The sequence below is a fragment of the Streptococcus danieliae genome (assembly GCF_013415245.1).
In the GTDB taxonomy this organism is placed as follows: domain Bacteria; phylum Bacillota; class Bacilli; order Lactobacillales; family Streptococcaceae; genus Streptococcus; species Streptococcus danieliae_A.
This window is the reverse complement of record NZ_JACBXX010000122.1, coordinates 1-22,701: the sequence shown is the minus strand read 5'-3', so window position 1 is coordinate 22,701 and position 22,701 is coordinate 1. Positions and strand designations below refer to the sequence as shown.

The following is a 22,701-nucleotide window of genomic DNA, read 5'->3' as shown; positions in this document are numbered from 1 at the left end:
TTGGTTCCTACTTGGACCACCAACAAGGGTCAAGATGACTTAATCTGGTACAAGGCTCTCAAACAAGACGATGGTTCCTACAAGGCTCGGATTGACTACAGCCGCCACCAGTATGAGTTTGGCAACTATACAGTTCATGCCTACTTCAAAGATAGCACTGGTAAGATGAATTGGCTCGGCAACACCAGTGTTGATTTTCCAAAACCATCAAACTATGGTAAAGGTTACCCTGTAAAATGGATGGGGGAGAAGAAATACTCTGGAGTCGTTACTCATGTTGATGAGAATCCCGTCTATTCAGATACAAACCGGGTGAATATTGATCGTATTGTCATCCATCATAATGCAGGAATGAGTGATGAAGGAGCTCGCGCAACTTGGTATATCCGAAATGGCAATGAAACTTCTGCCCATTATCAGGTAACACCAGATAAGGTCTGGGGAGTAGTTCCTGAAAATGAAGTAGCTTGGCATGCGGGACACTATCCAACCAACCAGCGTTCGATTGGAATTGAGCACCTCAACAATAGTTTGGGACCAAATTGGACGATTGCAGAGGAAACCTATCGGAATTCAGCAAAATTGATTGCGGATATCTCGATCCGTTACAATATTCCACTCGATCACACCCATGTAATTGGCCATGACGAGGTAACTGAAACGCTTTGTCCAGGTGGGATTGATATGGATAAGCTGCTAAGCATGGCGAGAGCGGAGCGGGCTAAACTTGAAAATACTACCATGCCTAAAACAAGTGCAGTTCCTAGCCCAGTAACCCCTCAGAAGGTGGAAATCCCTTACTACTCTCAGCTAGATAGTCGTTGGTCTTCAAAACGCTATGGTCATTACCTATTTGGACCAACTGGTTGCGTTCCAACTAGCTTAGCCATGATCTTCTCAGGCCTATCTGGAAAAACAGTGCTTCCAACTCAAGTAGGGGATTATATCTATCAGAATACTGCTGCCTTCAATAAGCTTGGTCCAGGTACTGCAAGTAATGGGATTGCCAAAGCCATCGATAAATGGGGGTACAAACACCAGGTCTTGAAGAGTCCAGAAGCTATTAAAAACTCCTTGCTGTCAGGGAATCCAGTACTCTTGGCTGTCGGACCTAGTGTCTTTGTAAACTACCCTTCAACCCATGAGATTGTCCTCTCAGACTATCAGAATGGTAAAGTAAAAGTTTCAGATCCGTATACTAAATCACTCTCTGGTTGGCATAGCCTCGATTATCTCTGGAATGTGCGTAGCCGTGTCGCAGAGGATAATGAATTGGGATCACCAGCGATTGCTGTTAAGCGATTCTAAGTCGTAGCTGTGAAACTTTCACTATCAAGCATTTGCTAGAATCCTACTAGATCAAAAAAGTCTTGCTCCTCTTTTTCGGGGCAAGACTTTTTCTTATATTGGAACAGGAATAAGAAAACTCCCCTGATGCAGACCATCAGAGGAGTTGCCTATACCAGGATTAGCGGCCTAGGATTTTTTTGAGACCTTGAAGGAGTTTGGCTTTTAGGGGAGAAGGGAAGTAGGTAAAGGTGCCGACTTTTTGGCTGATCGAGCCATTAAAGTTTTGTTTAAAGCGTAGGACACCATCGCTCCCATCAAATTCCCCCATAATTCCCAAGAGATTGTAGTGGCGGATACCTCGCTTCATTGCCTCTTTCATGACATACTCTTGCAGCAAGGCTGGTGCATAAAATTTGTTAAACTCTGGGTAGGATCCGGAAAAGAGATAAACAGCCTCCTCTGGCATATAGAGGAAGAGGGAGGCAGCTAATAAGACATCCTCATCGCCATATTTTGCGACCAAGTCTTGAGCTTCAGTTAAGCGCACCTGGAAGGTTTCCAGCTGTGCGTTGAATTCCCGTAATTGATTGTCCCGCTTGGTACTCGGTGGTCTTTCTTCCAATTTAGCAATTTTTTGAGCCAGAGCTTGGTGCCCCTTTTGAATCTCCTGAGTATACTCTTGGAAATTTAGGAAGGCTGCCATAAATTCTGCTCGTTGGCCAAAACTGTCAAAGAAAGCTTCGTAGTAGGCTAGGTCCTTGTCTGAGAAGTCCCGTCGGTTAGAAGTGGCCTCGGTTACCTCTTTGAAAAGAGATAGTTCTGCTCGGCTGAGTGGTCGTAGTTTAATGCCAAAAGTATTGGCTTTTTTTACCAGGGCCTTGCCATTTTTCGTAAAGGAGTTTAGGAGAGACTTCTGGTCTAAACCAGTTAGGTCTTTTAAGTAAACCCAGTTTGGCGCAGAGGCCGTGTAGCCGGTTTGGAAACCTTGGAATTGGAAGCCTAGGTCCTGCAACAAGTCCAATTCGAGAGTGTTTTTGGAACCAGTGGGCTGGCCGTTGCTGTCATAGTCCTGGTAGGAAACATCCGGGAAGACAACGAGTTCCAAGGCTCCCTTTTGTTTGGCATAGCTTTGAAGTTCTTGGTAGAAGGCTTTAAGACCGGAAGCATCAAAGACGAGGGGACCCAGGGTGATTTCCATGTGAAGACCACCGGTCATGGGCATGCTCTGGAGCATGGTTGCGACCAAGATGCGATTGTTTTCTTTATAGGCTAAGAATTCGACGGTGTAGCCTCTTTTTTCTAAGAGACTGGCCATTTCGGGGCTCTGCATGTAGGATTGCTTCTCTACCTGCAGCTGTTCAAATTCTTGTAAGCTGATTGTTTCTAACATGAAGGTTTATTTCCTTAATTTTTTTCGGAAGGCTAGGGCTGCTTGAGCCAGTGGGTAGAGAGGGCTGGTGGCTAAATCAAATTCTCCTACAAATTCTTCAATTACAGGATTGAGGTTTTTCTTGAAGTTAAAGAGTCCGCCATCGAGCTTGTTCTCCACGCCTCCCATATTTTGCCAGCTTTTGCCACGCTGGAAGCTGTGTAGGGCTGTTTCATACCAGGTGAGGAGTGGAGCCTGGTAGCGGGCAAAATCACTATTCATACCGGCGTAAATATTTTCTGCGGTAGGACCGTATTCTAAGGTGAGAGTCGCTGCAAGTGGTACCTTGGAGCCGTATTTTTCCTGCATTTCTGCTAAAAAGCTTAATTCAGATTGGAGTCTGTCTTGCTCTTTTTGGTTTTGTTCAACCTTATTGGTACGGGTTTGGTCCGTGAAGGTGCTGGCTTCCGCCTGCTTGCTTTGAAGTTCTGCTTGCAAGCTTTGGATGCGTTGGCCTAAATCAAGTAGGGCCATGGTAATAAAACTATCGTTGCCATAGGTGGTTAATAGTTTTTGGTAGTAGTCTTTGCCACGTAAGGAGATTTGTTTGCGATCCTCAGTTTGTTTCATGAGTTCCGCAAAGGCATCTAGCAACTCTTCTCTTCCGAAGACAATTTCAATTCCCTTGTTACGGGCTGTCCGAATATTTTGGCGGGCCCGTTTGGATAGTTGCTGCTCGTCGAAATAGTCTTTGTAGAGGTTGGCATGGAAACGAGGTTGGACGGTTTCATCCAGTTGTTCCGTTGGTCCTAGCCATTTAGCTCCTGCTTGTTGGAGGTGCTGGATAGCGGTTTGGGTGAGTGGATCCTGTTCGACCCTGCCATCTGGAAGACTTTTGCTGAGGAAGAGACTGGGGTCAAATTTGGCAAAGATGGCCCGGTGTTTTTTGGCCCGCTCTTTGAGACTCTTCATGACATAATTGACCAAGTCTTGGTCCTGGTAGTCCATGATAGGGCCGCGAGGGATGTAGAGCATGGTCATTCCTAGTGGTAGGGGACGGATGAGGATTAGGGCTGCGGCAAGAATTTCATCTGCTTGGTTGCGAACGACTAGACGTTCGCTTTTCCAATTGTCTTTGATAGTGGCCCAGGAGCTACTTTGGAGAAGGTTTGCCTGGGGATGGTGGCTGACAAAGTGATCAAAGTCTGCAACTGGGACATCGATTTGGTAGTGGTACATAGGCCAGGCCCTCCTTTCATAAAAGTGTGGATTGTTTTTGGGTTAGTTGTTTAAGACCCAGGTTCGTAGAGCATAGGCGACGCCAGATTCTTGATTGGATTTGGTAATGTGTTTGGCGATTTTTTTGACCTTGGGATTGCCGTTCTCCATTACAACGGGGTGGTCAACGACTTCCAGCATGGCGAGGTCATTTTCCTCGTCCCCGATGGCCATGGCTTGCGCCATTGTGAGGCCAAGCTCCGATGCCAGTTGTTGGATGGCCCGCCCTTTATTGGCACTTTTCTTTAGAATTTCTAAATAAAAAGGCGTTGATTTAACAATGGTGAAGCGCTCATAGAATTCCGCTGGCAACTTGGCGATGGCGGCGTCTAGGATCTCAGGTTCGTCAATATACATGGTTTTGATGATTTCCTTGTCGGCCATCTCTTCAGGTGTCCGATAGAAAATTGGCATATTGACCAGCTGGGATTCGTGGACAGTATATTTGCCGATATCGCGGTTGGCTGTGAAAATCCCCTCCTTGGTGATGGCGTGCATGTGAACGCCCAGGAGACGAGAATAGTATTCAATATCCAGGTAATCTCGGTAGGATAGGATGTCTTTGACTAGTTCTTGGCCAGTCGCCGCATCCTGAACCAGGGCTCCATTGAAGGTAATCACATAGTGGCCTGGTTTATTTAATTCCAATTCCTCAAGCAGGTGGTGGACCCCAGCAACTGGGCGACCGGTCGCAATCACGACCTGAACCCCAGCCTGGCTAGCCTCACGCACGGCCGCCTTCACCTCGGGTGTGATTTTCTTATCAGGTGTTAGGAGGGTGCCATCGATATCAACAGCCACTAATTTTATCGTCATAGTTTCCGTTCTCCATAAATAAAGCTATCATTTTTAATGTAGGATTGAAAGGTTTTTCCTTGAAAGGAAAAGAGATCGTTCTCGCCCAACATTTCCTTAGGGAAGTAAAAGCGATGGTCTCCGTAGCGGGTCCCAGTTAGGGCCTTGACCAAGGGGGACAGACTTGAGAGCTCCCGCAGGCTCCCGTCTTTTTGCACAATTTCAATTTGCGTCTTGAACCGTTCTTCAGCAGGACGGTAGATGTCATAAGGCAAATCGAAATTTCGGTGGATGGCCGTATAATAGGCAGGATCAAACCCAACCTCTTGAACCAGGGAACGTAGAACTTCCAAGTGCTCTTCATCTTCTTTTTCAAAAAGGATGGACTTAAAGACGCGACGGTTAATCACCCGTTGGGCTAAGTCAGCAAGGATCCGGTCGGGACTTAGCATCCAGGACTGGAAATAGGTGGTCAAGACCCCGTCATCTAAGGCTAGATAATCCTTGAGACTGACTTTCTCTTGGAAGAAGGGTAGCAGGAGGGGAGAGGAGTGGGCAAAATAATCCCGGTGTTCGGAGAAAATTTTGCGAGCCCGCTCCAACAGTTTATGCAGGAGTACTTCCATGGCGCGTGTGGCTGGATGGAAGTAAATTTGCATGTACATCTGGAAACGGCTGACAATGTAATCCTCCACCGCATGGAGACCATTGCGTTGAAAAGCAATCCCACTAGGAATAGGCCGCATCACCCGCAGAATACGGGTCAGGTCAAACTCTCCATAGTGGGTCCCAGTAAAATAAGAATCTCGCAGCAGGTAATCCATTCGGTCAACATCAATTTGACTGGAAATAAGTTGGACCACTTGTGGATTGGGGTAGCTGTGGTCAATCACACTGGCTACTTTCTCAGGGAAGTCCGGTGCTACTTGCAGCAGAATCTGGTGAACTTGACTTTCGGGGTCCAAAATAATGCGTTGGGTCATCAATTCATGATCCGTATGGAAGAGCCCTTCAAAAGTATGCGAATAGGCTCCGTGCCCCACATCGTGTAGCAAGGCTGCCGTCATGGTTAAGAGATTTTCCCCGGAATCCCAAATATCTGGATAGGATTCGGAAAAGTTTTGGGTCACCTGCCGCGCCAGTTCATAGGCGCCAAGACAGTGTGAAAAACGGCTATGTTCGCCCCCGTGAAAGGTGAAACTGGAGGTTCCCAGTTGTTTGATTCGACGTAGCCGCTGAAACTCTCTGCTATTTATCAGTTGGTAGATAATGGGATGGTTGACATGAATGTAGTTGTGAACCGGATCCCGAAAAACCTTTTCAATCATAGCAACATTTTACCATAAAAATAAGGATTCCCCTAATTCCAACTTGACTGAGAATCTCTATTTGGGAAACGATTTTGTTTTTGATAGAATAGGGGTAAGAAAACGAAAAAGAGGAAGCTATGTCAAAAAAATGGACACCGGAAATGATTCTTTCCTGGTATGAGACGATGGTGCGCATTCGTCAGTTTGAGAATATCCTCGATGATTACAATAGCCAAGGAAAGGTTTATGGGACAACCCACCTCTACAATGGTGAGGAGGCGATTGCAACAGCTATTTTGTCCCTAGCAGATCCTGCGGATTTGGTTCTGTCGACTCACCGGAACCATGGCCACGCGATTGCTAAGGGGCTTTCTACCAAGGCCATGTATGCGGAGATTTTTGGCCGCCAGTCGGGGACAAATCAGGGACGGGCTGGTTCTATGCAAATTTCTGATTTTTCCAAAGGTTTTATTGGCGGAAATGGTATCGTTGGAGGGAATTTTCCCATTGCTCTTGGTCTAGCCAAGGCCCTTCAGATGGACCAGAAAGACCAGGTTGTTTTATGTTTTTCTGGTGATGGAGCAACTAATGAGGGAACCTTTCATGAGAGTCTCAATCTAGCTAGTGTTTGGAAATTGCCCGTTCTGTTTATCATTGAAAACAATCAATATGCCATGTCCTCTTATACAGACCATATGACAGCTGGTGATATTGTCACCCGCGGTCATAACTATGGCATGAAGAGTTTGAAAGTGAATGGGCAGGATATTTTTGCGGTGGCTGAGGCTTTTGCCCAGGCCCGCCAAGCCTTGAAAGAGGGCCCAGTGCTGATGGAGGTCACGACCTACCGCTTTCGCGGCCATTCTCGTTCGGATAAGGAAGATTACCGTACCAAGGATGAATACCTCAACTATCAAGATCCGATTGTGGCTTTGCGAGGTTTTATTCTGAGTGAAGGTTACCGAACTCAGGATGAATTGGCCTTTATGGAAGAATCCATTTACCAAACATTGATGAAAGAAGCTGCGGAAGCCTTTGCTAGCCCAGCTGCAGAGTACGAGGTCGAACATGGATAAAGAAAGACAGTTAAGTTTTCTGGAAGCAGTTAGGGAAGCACAAGAACAAATTTTGGAGCAGGATCCCAGGGTCTACGTTCTAGGTGAGGATGTTGGTGTTTATGGTGGTAGTTTTGGAGCTACAAAGGGTTTAATTGAAAAATTTCCAGACCGAATCCTCGAAACTCCCATTTCAGAAGCCGGTATCACTGGAGTAGCCATGGGATCAGCCATTCTTGGCAAACGTCCCATTCTGGAAATTCAGTTTTCAGATTTCTTAACAGTAGCCATGGATCAATTGGTCAACCAAATTGCAAAAATTGCCTACGTTTCCTGTGGCACCATGACAGCACCTGTGGTTATTCGTGCGGCCTCTGGTAGTGGGACGGGAGCCGGAACCCAGCACTCTCAAAGTCTAGAGTCCTGGTTTGCCCATATCCCGGGCTTACAGGTTGTGATGCCCAGTAATGCGTATGACGCCAAGGGCGTCCTTATGGCTGCTGTAGCCAGCCCCCATCCGGTTTTGGTTTTGGAGCCTAAGTCGTTGTATAAAACAGTGGGAACAGTTCCGGAAACTTCTTATCAAGTAGAACTTGGTAAGGCCAAGGTCCTGCAACAGGGAGCGGACTTGACTATTATCGCCCTGGGAGCCATGGTGCCTTTGGTTCAGGAAGTCTTAGCAGAGCTTCCCTATCAGATTACGCTGGTGGATCCTGTTACGGTTAGCCCTCTGGATCGTCAAGGTTTGCTGGAAGCGGCCCAGGAATCAGATAAGACCCTAATTGTGACGGAGAGCTATGGAGATTTTGGGTTAGCCGCAGAAATCATGGCCTCCCTCGTAGAACGGGGCTACCGCGGTCAGCTCCGACGTTTGACCAGCCTGTTTAGCCCAATCCCGGCCGCCCAGAGTTTGGAACAGCAAGTTCGGCCAACCGCCGAAAAAATTCGTCAAGTGATAGAGGAGCTTTGCAGTGAAAATTGAGATAACAAATTACATTCAGATTGGAGACCAACATGAAGTGGTCCACCAAACCTATGAAGCGGAACAGCGAAAAAAGGGAGAATTCACCTACTTTTTGTATCAGAACGAAGAGGGTGAAAAAGTTGTGCTCAAGTTTAAAGAAGATGAGCTGGTCATGACCCGGTTTAGCCAACCCCAATCCATCATGCGTTTTGTGGCTCAAAAGCAGGTTCCTGTGGGGATTCACACGCCGATGGGCTTACAACAGTTTATCAGCCAGACCGATCATTTCCAAGTGGATGAAGAAAAACAGACGCTGGCTATGACTTACCAACTCCTAACAGCAGATGGAACAGCTGTTTTTGCAAGTTATGACTTTCGTCTGGTGTGGGGGCTGTAGCTGATAAGTGTTTTCTCCCAACTTGCATTTTAGGAGAATATTTGATACAATGCTATCGATATCAAGGGAGTAGCTAACGGTTCCAACCGTGACAAGGTCGTCAATCCGAAAGAAATTTCCGGCCTTGGATGAAATAGCGAGACTTGTTCAAAAAAACAAGTCTCTTTTTGTTGCCAAAAAGAGACTGGAAAGAGGAGAATTTTGTCAAAAGAACAAAAACGAGTAGCCTTCTTTACCAAGAGTCCCGAGGAAACACTTGATCTCGTTGACTCCAAGTTAGAAGGTTTGTCAACGGCACAGGCTCAAGAGCGGCTTGAGCAATTTGGGGCCAATGAGTTGGATGAAGGGAAGAAAAAGACCCTCCTTCAAAAATTCCTGGAGCAATTCAAGGACTTGATGATTATCATTTTGTTGATTGCAGCGGTTCTTTCTGTTGTGACATCCGGGGGTGAGGATATTGCCGATGCCTTGATTATCTTGGCCGTAGTTGTGATCAACGCTCTATTTGGGGTTTACCAAGAAGGTAAGGCAGAAGAAGCAATTGAAGCCTTGAAGAATATGTCGACACCAGCGGCGCGTGTTCTGCGTGACGGTAATGTCACAGAGATTTCTTCTAAGGAATTGGTGCCAGGTGACATTGTCTTGCTGGAAGCTGGAGATGTGGTGCCAGCCGATATGCGGTTGTTAGAAGCCAATTCGTTGAAAATTGAAGAAGCTGCTTTGACAGGTGAGTCCGTTCCAGTCGAAAAGGATCTAGCTGTTAGCCTAGCAGAAGATGCGGGAATCGGAGATCGGGTCAATATGGCCTTCCAAAACTCCAATGTGACCTATGGTCGCGGAATGGGGGTTGTTGTCCATACAGGGATGTATACCGAAGTGGGACACATTGCCGGCATGTTGCAAAATGCAGATGAGACAGCAACACCGTTGAAGGAAAACCTCAACCAGTTGTCGAAATTCCTAACCTTTGCAATCTTGGGAATTGCGGCAGTGACTTTTGTTGTCGGTGTTGTCTTCCGTGGTCAACCTTGGTTAGAAGGTCTGATGACAGCGGTAGCCTTAGCCGTGGCAGCGATTCCGGAAGGTTTGCCAGCCATCGTAACGATCGTCTTGGCCTTGGGAACTCAGGTTTTGGCCAAACGTAATGCCATTGTCCGGAACTTGCCTGCGGTTGAAACGCTTGGATCTACAGAAATTATTGCCAGTGACAAGACTGGTACCTTGACCATGAACAAGATGACGGTCGAGAAAGTCTTCTATGATGGTGCCCTACATGATGCCAAGGATGATCTGGCACTAGGTTTGGATTTACCAGTTCTTCGCTCTGTAGTCTTGGCTAATGATACTAAGATGGATGCAGAAGGCAACCTGATTGGAGATCCGACGGAAACAGCCTTTATCCAATATGCCTTGGATAAAAACTTGGATGTGACAGCCTATTTGGAAAAATTCCCTCGGGTTGCCGAGTTGCCATTCGATTCAGATCGAAAACTCATGTCAACGGTTCACCCCTTGGAAGATGGTCGTTTCCTAGTAGCTGTTAAAGGGGCACCGGATCAACTGTTGAAACGTTGTGTCAGTCGTGACAAGGCTGGGGAAGTAGCTCCAATTGATGAAGCGACCAGCCAACTCATTGCCCAAAACAACTCAGCTATGGCCAAAGAAGCCTTGCGTGTCTTGGCGGGTGCCTATAAGATTATTGATGCTATTCCAGCAGAGTTGACATCTGAAAATCTCGAAAGCGACTTGATCTTCACTGGTTTGATTGGAATGATCGACCCTGAACGTGCGGAAGCAGCAGAAGCAGTTCGGGTTGCCAAGGAAGCGGGTATCCGTCCAATCATGATTACAGGGGACCATCAAGATACAGCTGAAGCTATTGCCAAGCGTTTGGGAATTATTGATCCTGCGGATACAGAAGACCACGTTCTGACAGGAGCTGAGCTCAATGAATTGTCAGATGCCGAATTTGAAAAAGTGGTTGGACAGTATTCGGTTTATGCACGTGTATCTCCAGAGCATAAGGTACGGATTGTAAAAGCTTGGCAAAACCAAGGTAAGGTTGTTGCGATGACAGGTGACGGGGTGAACGATGCCCCTGCTCTGAAAACAGCGGATATCGGGATTGGTATGGGAATTACCGGTACAGAGGTTTCCAAGGGAGCTTCTGATATGGTTCTAGCGGATGATAACTTCGCAACCATTATTGTTGCGGTTGAAGAGGGGCGGAAGGTCTTCTCCAATATCCAGAAAACCATTCAATACCTCCTATCTGCCAATACTGCAGAGGTCTTGACCATCTTCTTGGCCACCCTCTTTGGATGGGATGTCTTGGAACCTGTTCACCTCTTGTGGATTAACCTCGTAACCGATACCTTCCCAGCCATCGCTCTTGGGGTTGAGCCTGCAGAACCAGGTGTGATGCAGCACAAACCGCGTGGCCGCAATTCGAGCTTCTTCTCCGGTGGTGTCTTGAGCTCGATTATCTATCAGGGTATCCTCCAAGGACTTTTGGTCTTGGCTGTTTACTGGTATGCTATTCAAAATCCAGTCCATGCTGGATACGAGGCGATTCATGCCGATGCCTTGACCATGGCCTTTGCAACGCTTGGATTGATCCAATTGGTCCATGCCTTTAACGTGAAGTCGGTTTACCAATCCGTCTTTACAGTTGGTCCTTTCAAATCCAAGACCTTTAACTGGTCCATCGTTGTATCCTTTATCCTTTTGGCGTCGACTATTGTTGTTAAGCCTTTGGAAAAAATCTTCCATGTGACCGAGCTTAACTTGGAACAATGGACAGTTGTAATCATCGGAAGTATTCTGATGTTGGTGATTGTTGAAGTCGTTAAGTGGATCCAACGCCGGATGGGACTGGATAAAAACGCTATTTAAACTCGAACCTGTTCGGGAAAGACGAATGTAAAGAGGAGGATTGAGGTCTTTCGGACCTGATTCCTCCTCTTTTTGCGCTTTCGGAGGGATAAATTTATAAAATGGTTGACGAATTCCGAAGAATAGAGTATCATAGGAAAAATTTATGAAGGAGAGTAATCATGACAAGCCCCCTCTACCAATTGCCCAAAGTGGAATTGCACTGCCATTTAGATGGATCGGTGGATCTCCATGCCCTTAGCCAGCTTTATCACTTGGCCGGTCTTCGTAAAAGCCAGGAAGATTTGCTAAAAGAAGCGGTGGCTCCAGAGAATTGTTTAAACTTAACGGAGTATTTGCGGTGTTTCCCGGTCACAACCCAAGTTTTGGCATCTGAAAAAGCTCTGATGATTGCGGTGCTGAGTCTGGCCAAGCAGGCTGTAGCAGAAGGGGTTCGGTATTTGGAAATCCGTTTTTCCCCAGATTTTATTCAGACACCGACCTTTACGATGGAGCAGGTCCTGCAGGCTACGATTGAGGGGCTGGAGTTGGCTCAAGCCGTTTACCCAATCCGTTTGGGCTTGATTCTGTGTATGATGCGGGGACGATCAGAAGCGGTTAATCGTCAAGTGCTGCTCTTGGCAGAGAAGTACCTGGGTCGGGGAGTGGTCGCCTTGGATGTGGCTGGCGATGAGAGTAAATACCCCATGCCCTTGTTCAAAGATCTCTTTTTCGAAGCACGGGCTGCAGGGATTCCCTTTACAGCCCATGCTGGGGAGACAGGGAATCTGGACAATGTTCTTTGGGCCGTGGATTACGGAGCGCAACGAATTGGTCATGGAATTGCCTTAATGAAGGATCTGTCCCAGGCAGCGGACTTGAAGTCGGCGGGCATCTTACTGGAAATGTGTCCTATTTCCAATTTGCAAACAGGGGCTTCCGTGTCCTGGGCAACCTATCCCTTTGCGATTTTCCGCGAGACAGGTCTACCAGTGAGTATTAATACTGATAATCGAACTGTTTCTTCTAGTAGTTTGACCCAGGAATTTGGGATTTTGAATGATCAGGTTGATTCCCTAACGGTTGGAGATGTTTACCAGATCACCCGGGATAGTGCCCAAGCAGCCTTTTTGCCGGAAGCTGATAAGTTAGCCTTGCTGCAAGAGTTGGATCAGGCCTATCAGGCCTTTGACTTAAAGGCTCCTATAAGTGCAGAAAATATGCTAGAATGAAAGAAACTAAAGGAGGAACTATGGACAACGCAGAAATCCGGCAGCGTTTGGCTGCCAACCGTGAAAAAATAACATCATTTAGGGGGTCTCTTTGACTTAGAGGCTTTGGAAGAAGAGATTGCGCAACTGGAGCACCAGATGACCCATCCTGATTTTTGGAATGACAATCAGGCAGCCCAGAAGGTATCCCAGGAATTGAATGAGAAGAAGCAAACCTATGAAAACTTCCATCATATGGAAGAGCTGGCGGACGAGTCTGAGCTCTTATTTGAATGGTTAGCGGAAGATGAGAGTTTGGCGGATGAGTTGTTTGAGAAGTTGGCGGAGTTGGAGCAAGGGATGACTCAGTATGAGATGACCTTACTCTTGTCAGAGCCTTATGATCACAACAATGCGATTCTTGAAATCCATCCCGGTTCGGGAGGAACAGAGGCCCAGGATTGGGGCGATATGCTCTTGCGTATGTACACCCGCTTCGGCAATGCCAATGGCTTTAAGGTTGAGACTCTAGATTACCAAGCTGGGGATGAGGCGGGCATCAAGAGTGTGACCTTATCCTTTGAAGGTCCCAATGCCTATGGTCTGCTTAAATCTGAAATGGGAGTTCACCGCCTGGTTCGGATCTCGCCTTTTGATTCTGCCAAGCGCCGCCATACCTCCTTTACTTCAGTTGAGGTGATGCCGGAGTTGGATGATACCATTGAGATTGAAATTCGGGATGATGAAATTAAAATGGACACCTTCCGTTCTGGAGGAGCCGGTGGACAAAACGTCAATAAGGTATCGACCGGGGTTCGGTTAACCCATATCCCAACGGGGATTGTGACCCAGTCGACGGTCGATCGGACCCAGTATGGCAACCGGGATCGGGCCATGAAACTCTTGCAGGCAAAACTCTATCAGTTGGAGCAAGAGAAAAAGGCAGCCGAAGTGGATGCGCTCAAGGGAGACAAAAAGGAAATTACCTGGGGTAGCCAAATCCGCTCCTATGTCTTTACTCCTTATACCATGGTCAAAGACCACCGGACTGGTTATGAAGTCGCCCAAGTGGACAAGGTTATGGACGGAGACTTGAATGGCTTTATGGATGCCTACCTCAAGTGGCGGATTCAATAGATAATCACAGTGGAAGTCTTATCGGGGTAAAAGGTCGCGATAAGACTTCTTTTTTTCCAATCTAAACTGCGTTCATTTTAAAATTGCATACTCAAATTAGCTTGGATCCACACTAGGCAGCAAGATGTAGGCATAACTCAAGTTAGGCAAGTCGAAGCTAACGACGTGTGGATTCAAAATAGAAAGAGTATTAAACTAGAAACCGTCCTATGATATAATTTAGACAGTATGAAAAGGATGAATCAGAAGTACGCCATTGTGGACATTGAAGCCACCAATCCGGGGAATCAAGCCAAGATTATCCAGGTGGGGATTGTCCTCTTGGAAAATGGTGAAATCGTACAAAGTTACCAGACGGATGTGAATCCCCAGGAGGCTTTGGATCAGCACATTATTGATTTAACAGGTATTACAGACCAACAATTAGCCCAGGCACCACTGTTTAGCCAGGTGGCAGGAGTCATTTATGACTTACTAGAAGATGCTGTTTTTGTGGCTCATAATGTGGCTTTTGACGCTAATCTCTTGGCCGAGGCCCTCTTCTGGGAAGGTTATGAATTACGGACGCCACGAGTGGATACGGTGGAATTGGCACAAGTTTGTTTCCCTCGTTTTCAAAATTATTCCTTGGGATCCTTGTGCCAGGAATTGGGAATTCCTTTAGAGAATGCCCATACGGCCTTGGCAGACGCCCAGGCCACCGCAGCCTTGCTCCAGATTTTGATAGAGCGGATTCAAGAACTGCCCAAGGGGCTAGTGGAGCAGTTTTGGAAAAAATCAGACGCCTTACTTTATGAAACAGGCTTGATTTTTCAAGACTGTTTAAGCCAGATGGCTGATCAAGGGGACTCCGGTTTCTTGGTGGAACACGGACTTTATCTACGCAAGCCCCAGACCTCTGTTAATCAGGTAATTAGCCCGGGATCTTGGCAACAACAGTTTCAGAAGCTTGGATTGGAGCCCCGTCCGGCTCAGGCAGACCTGGCTCAACACATCCAGCAAACCAAGGGACAAAGAGGAGTTTCTGTCCTTCAAGCCGAGGTGGGCAGTGGGAAAACCTGGGCCTACCTCCTGACTTTGATTGAGGAGCTGGATCAGGGAGGGCGTCTAGTGGTCTCTGTACCAACCAAACTCCTAATGCAGCAACTTCTAGAGCAAGAGGGGACGGTCCTGGCTCAGAGGTTTGGTCTCCAGATGCGAGCGGTCAAAAGTCCTCGGAATTTCTTGAGTCTGGATGCCCTGTGGACCTACCTGCAAAAAGCGGATTGGCGCAAGCGGTCGATTGGTCGTTTTCTGATGCAGCTGTTGGTTTGGTTGGCTGAAACAGAGACAGGGGATTTGGATGAGATTGGTCAGGCCTATCGGTTAGAGCATATCTTGAAGGATCTTCGCCATTCGGGCCAAGTGGAGGCTGCCAGTCTCTTTCCGACCCTCGATTTTTGGCGGCGTCTGGAAAGGCAGCTGGCTGAGGTGCCGATTTTGGTTACCAACCATGCCTATTTGCCAACGCTTCTAAGATCTTATCCAGCCTTGTTTGTGGATGCTTATCTAGTTTTAGATGAGGCCCAATCCCTGTTCCGGGGCTTGGAAGAAGCTAATCAAGTAAAGCTGTCCTATTCGGATCTGGAGCAGAAATTGCAAGAAGTTTTGGCGGCTGAAAAGGTTCCCAAGCGTTTGCGCCTTTTACGGGAATTGCAAGTTGAATTGGAAATTTGGAAAGTGCAACAGGCTGGTCAAAACTACCTGGAACTGGACAAGGCAGCCCTGAAAAAAATTCAAAGTCTGCTTCATCGTCTAGGTCTGGCTCAGATGCCTGATTTGTTTCGCTTTTTCTTGGAAGAGCAGGGCACTTTTTATATCCACGGCCCTAAAAATCAGGAAGAGTTGGTGGCAGTTAGCGAAGACTATTTTCAGTTAGGACAAGGCCTTGAAGCCTGTCAACATAGTTATTTAATCTCTGCGAGTTTGGATCCAGCCTTGGCCCAAACCCTGCTCCAATTAGCCGGGGTTGAGGGAGCTGATGTTGCTTCCTTTGCAGGCCCTAAACTTGGACGGCAATTGGTGGTGACCAGTACAGATTTTCCCGATGTGAGTCTGATGAATTTTTCCGCCTATGCTAATTTTGTAGGAGCTTGGATTGAAAATCTCTCTGCTCTGGGCCACCCGATTATGGTTGTTTTTAGTTCGCGGGATCTCTTAAACCGCGTTGCGGGAACCTTGTCTATTCCGTATTTGGCCCAGGTCGAAGGTCAGGATCAACAAGTTCTGCGCAAGCGTTTTGAAAGAGGAGACCAGCAGGTATTACTAGCTCTGGGTTCCTTCTGGGAGGGAGTGGATTTAAAAGACCTGGATCAGGTGATTCAGCTGATTGTCCGTCTGCCCTTTGCCAATCCTAAAAATATTCTCGTCGATAAGGTGTCGCAGTCTCTTGAAGCTTTGGGCTTCAATCCTTTTGCGGACTTTGTATTGCCTCTAGCAGGGCAGCGGCTCCAGCAGATAACGGGTCGTCTCAGACGACGGGAAGACCAGATTTCCGCTGTTTTGATTTTGGATGGACGCTTGGTAAGAAAGAGTTATGGGACTGTTTTACAGGAGGAGTTGGCCAAGGGGGCTGATTTTCTTATTCGGCCACAAGCATTAATTTCCCAAGAAATTACAGATTTTTTTGAACGTTATGAAGAAAGTTGAGGTCCATGTTTAGAGAACCCCTAAAGATTGATGCGCGTATTGATTACAGCATCTTACTGTGTGTTTTTTCCTTGCTGGCCATTGGCCTGGCAGCTCTTTATGTAGCCCTTAGCCATGATTATCCCCAGGTTGCCTGGTCCATGCTCCTCCAGCAAGGGGCCTGGATTTTACTGGGTCTGGCCATTGGCTTTGTGACCATGTTTTTCTCCCGCTCCTTTCTTTGGAAGATGACTCCTTTTTTGTATGTTCTGGGTCTGGGTTTGATGGTTCTGCCTCTGATTTATTTTAATCCCAACCTAGTAGCTTCGACTGGGGCTAAAAACTGGGTTTCGATTAATGGTATGACCCTCTTTCAACCGTCGGAATTTATGAAAATCCCCTATATTCTGATGTTGGCCCAGATCACGGACTGGTTACACAAGCGCCAGTTAGGGGAGGAGCGGACGCTTTGGTTTGATTTGAAAATTATCGGGACCCTCAGCTTGGCAACCCTGCCTGTGTTTGTGCTATTGGGGCTACAACATGACTTAGGGACCGCCATGGTCTATCTAGCGATTTTCGCAGGTATGGTCCTAATTGCCAATGTTTCCTGGAAAATTATTTTGCCGGTATCAGCCCTGTTTCTGACTTTGATGGGGGGCTTTGTGGCCCTATTGTCACAGGACTATGGGCGATCTCTATTTCGCCAGTTGGGGATGCCGACCTACCAGATTAACCGAATTTTAGCCTGGCTCAATCCCTTTGATTTTGCGCAAACCATGACCTTCCAGCAAGCTCAAGGGCAGATTGCAATCGGAAGTGGGGGTCTAACTGGCCAGGGCTACAATGTCTCCAATCTACAAATTCCGGTGCGGGAGAGTGATATGATTTTTACGGTCATTGCGGAGGATTTTGGTCTGGTTGGCGGCGTGGTCTTGCTGTTGATTTATTTCCTTTTGATTACGCGGATGGTAGCCATTACCATTCGCTCGCAGAGTCCCTTTTACACCTATGTTGCGGCAGGCTATATTTTCATGCTCCTGTTTCATATTTTTGAAAACATCGGAGCAGTGACGGGAATCTTGCCGCTGACTGGAATTCCCCTTCCCTTTATTTCCCAGGGAGGGTCCTCGATTATTTCCAATTTGATTGGGATTGGTTTGATCCTTTCGATCGCCTATCAGAATCATTTGCGCGATGAAGAAGAAGGCCGTGTACGGCCAAAAAGAAGAAAGGTTGTCTTGCGACAAACCTTATAAGGAGGCTAGAATGAAAAAAATTGCTGTGCTATTTGCAGATGGGTTTGAGGAAATTGAAGCCCTAACCGTTGTTGATGTCTTACGCCGGGCCGACTTTGATTGCCAAATGGTTGGTTTGGAAGCGCAAATGACGGGTTCTCACGGCATCACCGTGAAGATGGACCAGGTCTGGAGTCCCGACCTGCCCCTGTTTGACTTGGTTGTGCTTCCTGGCGGAATGCCAGGGGCGAAAAACCTCAGGGATCATGAGCAGCTCATGGCCTGGGTGAGCCAAACAGAGGCAAATGGAAATTTGGTGGCGGCGATTTGTGCCGCTCCGATTGCTCTGGAAAAAGCCGGATTATTGGATAACCGAACCTATACCAGCTATGATGGCTTTGACCAGCAAATCCAAGCAGGTCAGTATAAAAAGGAGACGGTTGTCCAAGATGGACGCGTGATTACCAGTCGGGGTCCAGCTTCTGCCCTGGCCTTCGCCTATGCCTTGGTAGACGCTCTAGGTGGTGATAGTCAAGGGCTTCGTCAGGCGATGCTCTATAGCGATCTTTTTGAAGAAAATTGAAGCAACCATTAGCCCTAGGAAAGCCCTTCTGGGGCTTTTTTAGGCTGGCTGACTCCTCTAAAATATGGTATAATGAAGCAATGAAATTTCAGAGTTTTATTTGGGATTTGGGAGGGACCTTGTTGGACAATTATGTCTCCTCCAGCCAAGCTTTTTTACGAACTTTAGAGCAAGAAGGAAGGACAGCCGAGTTGGCTGATATCTATACCAGTCTCAAGGAGGCAACAGATGTTGCTATTCTTCGGTATGCTGCGGGGATTCCCGATTTTCGTCGTAAATATCGCTTGGAAGAAGCCAAAGAACTGGCGCGACCGGTTCTATTTCCAGGGATCCCTCAGCTGTTGGAGACGCTTCAGGCAGCTGGAGCTCAGCATTTTTTAGTCTCACATCGAGATCAACAAGTTATAGAAATTTTACAAGCAACAGGTATTTTGTCCTATTTCACAGAAGTTGTGACATCGAATCAAGGCTTTGCACGAAAACCGAGTCCAGAGGCCTTTCTTTATTTGAAAGACAAGTATGGTTTAGACAAGACTCTGGTTATTGGAGATCGGCCGATGGATATGATTGCGGGACAGAATGCAGGGATGGCAACCTATTTGTTTGATAGTGCCTCCCAGTTGGCGGAGTTTATAAAAAGAGTGGAGGAGTCAGATGGTTGACGCCAAAGATAAAAAACAGAATGCCCAGGAGTATGATGCTAGTCAGATCCAGGTCCTAGAGGGGTTGGAAGCCGTTCGAATGCGGCCTGGTATGTATATTGGTTCGACTTCCAAGGAGGGTCTACATCACCTGGTTTGGGAAATTGTCGACAATTCCATCGATGAGGCCCTAGCCGGTTTTGCCAAGCATGTACAAGTCATTATTGAACCCGATGATTCCATTACTGTTATTGACGATGGTCGGGGGATTCCAGTTGATATTCAGGAAAAAACCGGCCGTCCTGCGGTGGAGACGGTTTTTACCGTTTTGCATGCGGGTGGAAAGTTTGGTGGCGGCGGTTACAAGGTTTCTGGGGGTCTCCACGGGGTGGGATCTTCCGTTGTTAATGCCTTGTCGACCCAATTGGATGTGAAGGTCTACAAGAATGGTCAAGTTTACTACCAGGAATACAAACGTGGAGTTGTTGTAGCGGATTTGAAGGTCATTGACCAGACCGATCGAACTGGGACAACGGTTCATTTTACGCCTGATCCAGAAATTTTTACTGAAACCACTGTTTATGATTTTGACAAACTCAATAAGCGAATCCAAGAGTTGGCCTTCTTGAATCGGGGCTTGGCGATCTCGCTTGAGGATAAGCGGGAGGGGCAAGAGCAGCGCAAGGACTATCTCTATGAGGGTGGGATTGCGAGTTATGTAGCCTATATTAACGAGAATAAGGATTTATTGTTTGAAGAGCCCATCTATACAGAAGGTGAGCTGGATGGGATTACCGTTGAAGTGGCTATGCAGTACACGGGTGGTTTCCACAGCACCTTGATGAGTTTTGCCAACAATATCCATACGCATGAGGGGGGAACCCATGAACAGGGCTTCCGGACGGCTTTGACCCGAGTTATCAATGACTATGCCAAGAAGAATAAGATTCTCAAGGAAAAAGATGAAAATCTGACGGGTGATGATGTTCGGGAAGGCTTGACGGCTGTTATTTCCGTTAAACATCCAAATCCGCAATTTGAGGGGCAAACCAAAACCAAATTGGGGAATAGTGAGGTTGTGAAAATCACCAATCGGCTGTTTGCAGAGGCGTTTACAACCTTCCTGCTTGAGAATCCCCAAATTGCCAAGCGGATTGTTGAAAAGGGAATCCTGGCGTCTAAGGCACGGATTGCTGCCAAACGGGCTCGTGAGGTAACGCGTAAAAAATCTGGTTTGGAGATTTCCAACCTGCCTGGAAAATTGGCCGATTGTTCTTCCAATGATCCCGAACAAACAGAGCTGTTTATTGTTGAGGGAGACTCTGCGGGTGGTTCTGCCAAGTCTGGCCGTAATCGGGAATTCCAAGCGATTTTGCCGATTCGGGGGAAAATCCTCAATGTTGAAAAAGCGAGCATGGATAAAATTTTGGCCAATGAGGAAATCCGTTCCCTCTTTACAGCCATGGGAACAGGCTTTGCGGATGATTTTGAAGTGGCTAAGGCTAGGTACCACAAGCTGGTGATCATGACAGATGCGGACGTGGACGGGGCTCATATCCGAACCTTATTGTTGACCTTGATTTACCGTTATATGCGTCCCGTTTTGGAAGCTGGCTACGTGTACATCGCGCAGCCACCTATCTATGGGGTGAAGGTTGGCAGTGAAATTAAGGAATATATCCAACCTGGTCCCAATCAGGAGCAGGAGCTGCAGGCAGCCTTGGAGCGATATGGGACTGGTCGTTCAAAACCGACTGTTCAACGTTATAAAGGATTAGGGGAAATGGATGACCACCAATTGTGGGAAACAACCATGAATCCTGAGCATCGGTTGATGGCACGGGTCTCTGTTGATGATGCCGCCGAGGCTGATCGGGTCTTTGATATGCTGATGGGAGACCGGGTTGAGCCACGCCGAGAGTTTATTGAAGCCAATGCGGTTTATTCAACTTTGGATGTATAAAGAAATTAGTGGATTTCTAGGATTTTCGAGTCAATCTATGGTATAATCAGTTTTGTTTGTTTACAAGTATTAAATTTAAGGAGTATGGGATGTCTAGTGGGTTGATTATACTGGTCATTGTAATCGTTGTATTATTAATCGTGGCCTATATTGTGGCCATTTTGCTGCGGAAGAGGAATGATACCCTCCTGGCCAAATTAGAAGAAAGAAAAACAGAACTCTTTAATTTACCAGTCAACGAGGATATGGAGCGTGTGAAAAACATGCACTTGATTGGTCAGAGTCAGGTTAATTTCCGGGAATGGAACCAGAAGTGGATGGATATTTCCCTCAATTCTTTTGCGGCCATTGAAACTGACTTATTTGAAGCAGAGGCTTATAACAACTCTTTCCGTTTTTTGAAAACCAATCAGACCATTGGTAGTATTGAAAGCCAATTGAATTTAGTCTCCGAAGATGTGCAAGCGATTCGGCAAGCCGTTCTCGAATTGGAACAGCAGGAGGCAGAAAATAGTGGCCGAGTGCTCCATGCTTTGGATCTGTTTGAAAAATTACAAGAGACCATTGATAAAAACGAGGAGCAATATGGCCAAGCGCTTCCAGAAATTCGGACCCAGATGGAACACATCGAGTCAGAATTTAGTCGCTTTGTGAAATTAAATTCATCGGGTGACCCTGTTGAAGCTGCAGAAGTTTTGGATAAAACGGAAAACTATATCATCGCACTTTCGCACATCGTTGAAGGTGTTCCGGCTCTGGTTGAACAGTTGGAAAACAATCTACCAGACCAATTGGAAGATTTGGAAACCGGTTATCGGAAGCTTTTGGAAGAAGATTATCATTTCCAAGAGACCGATATCGAAGCCCGTTTCCAGCAGTTGCACTCGCGTTTGCAAAAAAATGGAGCCAACCTCAAAGCCTTGGAATTGGATAATACTCAGTTTGAAAATGAGATGATCCAGGAAGACATTGATGGTCTCTATGCTATTTTCACCAAGGAAATGGATGCTAAGAAGGAAGTTGATAAGTTGATCCAAAGTCTACCAAACTACCTTCGTCACACGCAATCCAACAACCAAAATCTCATGGATGAGGCAGAACGTTTGTCTCAGCACTACATTGTGAAGGAATCTGGCATTCGTCAAATCCAAGAGTTGCAAAGTGAATTGATTGCTATGGAAAAACTCGTCATGAGTCGGGTTGATGAGAGCCAGCATGCGGATGAAATTCCATTTTCACAAGTCTTGGAAGAGCTGGAAGATAGCCGGGAACGTTTGGAAAAAATTGAAGATGTGCAAATAGAGTTGGGCGATAGCTTGGCGCAAATTGAAAAAGATGACAGCACTGCTCGTCAGAAAGTCAGCATTGCTGTGAATAAATTGCATACCATCAAGCGTTACATGGAAAAACGCAAGCTACCAGGGATTCCTCAATCCTTCCTCAGCTTGTTCTTTACAGCCAGTCATAACGCTGAAGATTTGCTTAATGAACTAGACAATGAGCGCGTAGATGTCGAATCTGTTAATCGCTTATTGGAAATTTTGAACCAAGATATGGTGGAATTGGAAGCTGAAACCTATACAATTGTGGGCAATGCAACCTTGACCGAGCAACTCTTGCAGTATTCAAATCGTTACCGTTCTTTCGACGAGAATGTTCAAGCGGCTTTCCAAGCCTCTTTGCAAATTTTTGAAGAAGAGTTTGACTACCAAGCTTCCTTCCAACGGATTTCAGAAGCCTTGGAAACAGTGGAGCCAGGTGTAACCGATCGTTTTGTCAAATCATACGAGAAAACGCGGGAAAAAATCTTATTTTAAGGCTCTTTGTCAACTGTAGTGGGTAGAATTTTACAATCTATAAATAGTGAGTACAATATAGCCTAAAAATGGCTTCCTTTCAATTCATATGGGATGCATTCCCTGTGGTGGG

The 22,701-nt window shown here is 46.7% G+C and carries 17 protein-coding genes; 13 read left to right on the top strand and 4 right to left on the bottom strand.

Annotated elements, in window-relative coordinates; all coding sequences use genetic code 11:
• On the top strand, positions 1–1,308 hold the full coding sequence (locus HZY94_RS05015) for an N-acetylmuramoyl-L-alanine amidase (RefSeq protein WP_179925263.1): 1,308 nt from the start codon (positions 1–3) through the stop codon (positions 1,306–1,308).
• 160 nt (positions 1,309–1,468) lie between these two features.
• Here HZY94_RS05015 and HZY94_RS05010 read toward each other — a convergent pair whose 3' ends face one another.
• From HZY94_RS05010 to HZY94_RS04995, 4 genes are read right to left on the bottom strand one after another with little or no spacing between them, the layout of a single operon-like run.
• On the bottom strand, positions 1,469–2,680 hold the full coding sequence (locus HZY94_RS05010; RefSeq protein ID WP_179925262.1) for an aminoacyltransferase: 1,212 nt from the start codon (positions 2,678–2,680) through the stop codon (positions 1,469–1,471).
• A gap of 6 nt (positions 2,681–2,686) precedes the next feature.
• Positions 2,687–3,898 carry an aminoacyltransferase gene (locus tag HZY94_RS05005; RefSeq protein WP_179925261.1) on the bottom strand — a complete coding sequence of 404 codons (1,212 nt, stop codon included), beginning with the start codon at positions 3,896–3,898 and terminating at the stop codon, positions 2,687–2,689.
• 42 nt (positions 3,899–3,940) lie between these two features.
• Positions 3,941–4,753: a sugar-phosphatase gene (yidA, locus tag HZY94_RS05000; RefSeq protein WP_179925260.1), complete on the bottom strand. Its 813-nt coding sequence runs from the start codon at positions 4,751–4,753 to the stop codon at positions 3,941–3,943.
• A complete protein-coding gene (locus HZY94_RS04995; protein WP_179925259.1) occupies positions 4,750–6,060 on the bottom strand; it encodes an HD domain-containing protein in 1,311 nt (436 codons plus the stop codon). The genes yidA and HZY94_RS04995 overlap by 4 nt, the downstream gene beginning before the upstream one ends.
• A gap of 119 nt (positions 6,061–6,179) precedes the next feature.
• Here HZY94_RS04995 and HZY94_RS04990 point away from each other — a divergent pair, with 119 nt between their 5' ends.
• From HZY94_RS04990 to ezrA, 12 genes are all read left to right on the top strand, one after another.
• Positions 6,180–7,118, top strand: a complete 939-nt coding sequence (locus HZY94_RS04990) for a thiamine pyrophosphate-dependent dehydrogenase E1 component subunit alpha (RefSeq protein ID WP_179925258.1) — start codon at positions 6,180–6,182, stop codon at positions 7,116–7,118.
• Positions 7,111–8,079: an alpha-ketoacid dehydrogenase subunit beta gene (locus tag HZY94_RS04985; protein WP_179925257.1), complete on the top strand. Its 969-nt coding sequence runs from the start codon at positions 7,111–7,113 to the stop codon at positions 8,077–8,079. Before HZY94_RS04990 ends, HZY94_RS04985 begins: the two co-directional genes overlap by 8 nt.
• The gene (locus HZY94_RS04980; RefSeq protein ID WP_179925256.1) at positions 8,069–8,458 is read left to right on the top strand and encodes a DUF1934 domain-containing protein; all 390 of its coding nucleotides are present in this window, start codon (positions 8,069–8,071) and stop codon (positions 8,456–8,458) included. Before HZY94_RS04985 ends, HZY94_RS04980 begins: the two co-directional genes overlap by 11 nt.
• A gap of 201 nt (positions 8,459–8,659) precedes the next feature.
• On the top strand, positions 8,660–11,353 hold the full coding sequence (locus HZY94_RS04975; RefSeq protein WP_179925255.1) for a cation-translocating P-type ATPase: 2,694 nt from the start codon (positions 8,660–8,662) through the stop codon (positions 11,351–11,353).
• Positions 11,354–11,514: 161 nt separating this feature from the next.
• Positions 11,515–12,564, top strand: coding sequence for an adenosine deaminase (add, locus tag HZY94_RS04970; protein WP_179925254.1), 1,050 nt, complete (start codon positions 11,515–11,517; stop codon positions 12,562–12,564).
• Between the two features lie 20 nt (positions 12,565–12,584).
• A protein-coding gene (gene prfB, locus HZY94_RS04965; RefSeq protein WP_179925253.1) for a peptide chain release factor 2 occupies positions 12,585–13,680 on the top strand; the annotation gives its coding sequence in 2 pieces (ribosomal slippage) (positions 12,585–12,656 and positions 12,658–13,680; 1,095 coding nt in all).
• Positions 13,681–13,908: 228 nt separating this feature from the next.
• Positions 13,909–16,368, top strand: a complete 2,460-nt coding sequence (locus HZY94_RS04960) for an exonuclease domain-containing protein (protein ID WP_179925252.1) — start codon at positions 13,909–13,911, stop codon at positions 16,366–16,368.
• 5 nt (positions 16,369–16,373) lie between these two features.
• On the top strand, positions 16,374–17,606 hold the full coding sequence (locus HZY94_RS04955) for an FtsW/RodA/SpoVE family cell cycle protein (protein WP_179925251.1): 1,233 nt from the start codon (positions 16,374–16,376) through the stop codon (positions 17,604–17,606).
• A gap of 10 nt (positions 17,607–17,616) precedes the next feature.
• Positions 17,617–18,168: a DJ-1 family glyoxalase III gene (locus tag HZY94_RS04950; protein WP_179925250.1), complete on the top strand. Its 552-nt coding sequence runs from the start codon at positions 17,617–17,619 to the stop codon at positions 18,166–18,168.
• An 80-nt stretch (positions 18,169–18,248) separates the two neighbouring features.
• On the top strand, positions 18,249–18,830 hold the full coding sequence (locus tag HZY94_RS04945) for an HAD-IA family hydrolase (RefSeq protein ID WP_179925249.1): 582 nt from the start codon (positions 18,249–18,251) through the stop codon (positions 18,828–18,830).
• Positions 18,823–20,772 carry a DNA topoisomerase (ATP-hydrolyzing) subunit B gene (gene gyrB, locus HZY94_RS04940; RefSeq protein ID WP_179925248.1) on the top strand — a complete coding sequence of 650 codons (1,950 nt, stop codon included), beginning with the start codon at positions 18,823–18,825 and terminating at the stop codon, positions 20,770–20,772. Before HZY94_RS04945 ends, gyrB begins: the two co-directional genes overlap by 8 nt.
• An 89-nt stretch (positions 20,773–20,861) precedes the next feature.
• Entirely contained in the window at positions 20,862–22,589 is a 1,728-nt protein-coding gene (gene ezrA / locus HZY94_RS04935; protein ID WP_179925247.1) for a septation ring formation regulator EzrA, read from the top strand.
• Positions 22,590–22,701: the final 112 nt, after the last annotated feature.

Bases quoted from the DNA above. Each gene is read 5' to 3' on its own strand.
- HZY94_RS04990 (WP_179925258.1), top strand. From the start codon at position 6,180: ATGTCAAAAAAATGGACACCGGAAATGATTCTTTCCTGGTATGAGACG.
- HZY94_RS04985 (WP_179925257.1), top strand. From the start codon at position 7,111: ATGGATAAAGAAAGACAGTTAAGTTTTCTGGAAGCAGTTAGGGAAGCA.
- HZY94_RS04960 (WP_179925252.1), top strand. From the start codon at position 13,909: ATGAAAAGGATGAATCAGAAGTACGCCATTGTGGACATTGAAGCCACC.
- ezrA (WP_179925247.1), top strand. From the start codon at position 20,862: ATGTCTAGTGGGTTGATTATACTGGTCATTGTAATCGTTGTATTATTA.
- HZY94_RS05005 (WP_179925261.1), bottom strand. From the start codon at position 3,898: ATGTACCACTACCAAATCGATGTCCCAGTTGCAGACTTTGATCACTTT.
- HZY94_RS04995 (WP_179925259.1), bottom strand. From the start codon at position 6,060: ATGATTGAAAAGGTTTTTCGGGATCCGGTTCACAACTACATTCATGTC.
- gyrB (WP_179925248.1), top strand. From the start codon at position 18,823: ATGGTTGACGCCAAAGATAAAAAACAGAATGCCCAGGAGTATGATGCT.
- yidA (WP_179925260.1), bottom strand. From the start codon at position 4,753: ATGACGATAAAATTAGTGGCTGTTGATATCGATGGCACCCTCCTAACA.
- HZY94_RS05010 (WP_179925262.1), bottom strand. From the start codon at position 2,680: ATGTTAGAAACAATCAGCTTACAAGAATTTGAACAGCTGCAGGTAGAG.
- HZY94_RS04945 (WP_179925249.1), top strand. From the start codon at position 18,249: ATGAAATTTCAGAGTTTTATTTGGGATTTGGGAGGGACCTTGTTGGAC.
- HZY94_RS04950 (WP_179925250.1), top strand. From the start codon at position 17,617: ATGAAAAAAATTGCTGTGCTATTTGCAGATGGGTTTGAGGAAATTGAA.
- HZY94_RS04955 (WP_179925251.1), top strand. From the start codon at position 16,374: ATGTTTAGAGAACCCCTAAAGATTGATGCGCGTATTGATTACAGCATC.
- add (WP_179925254.1), top strand. From the start codon at position 11,515: ATGACAAGCCCCCTCTACCAATTGCCCAAAGTGGAATTGCACTGCCAT.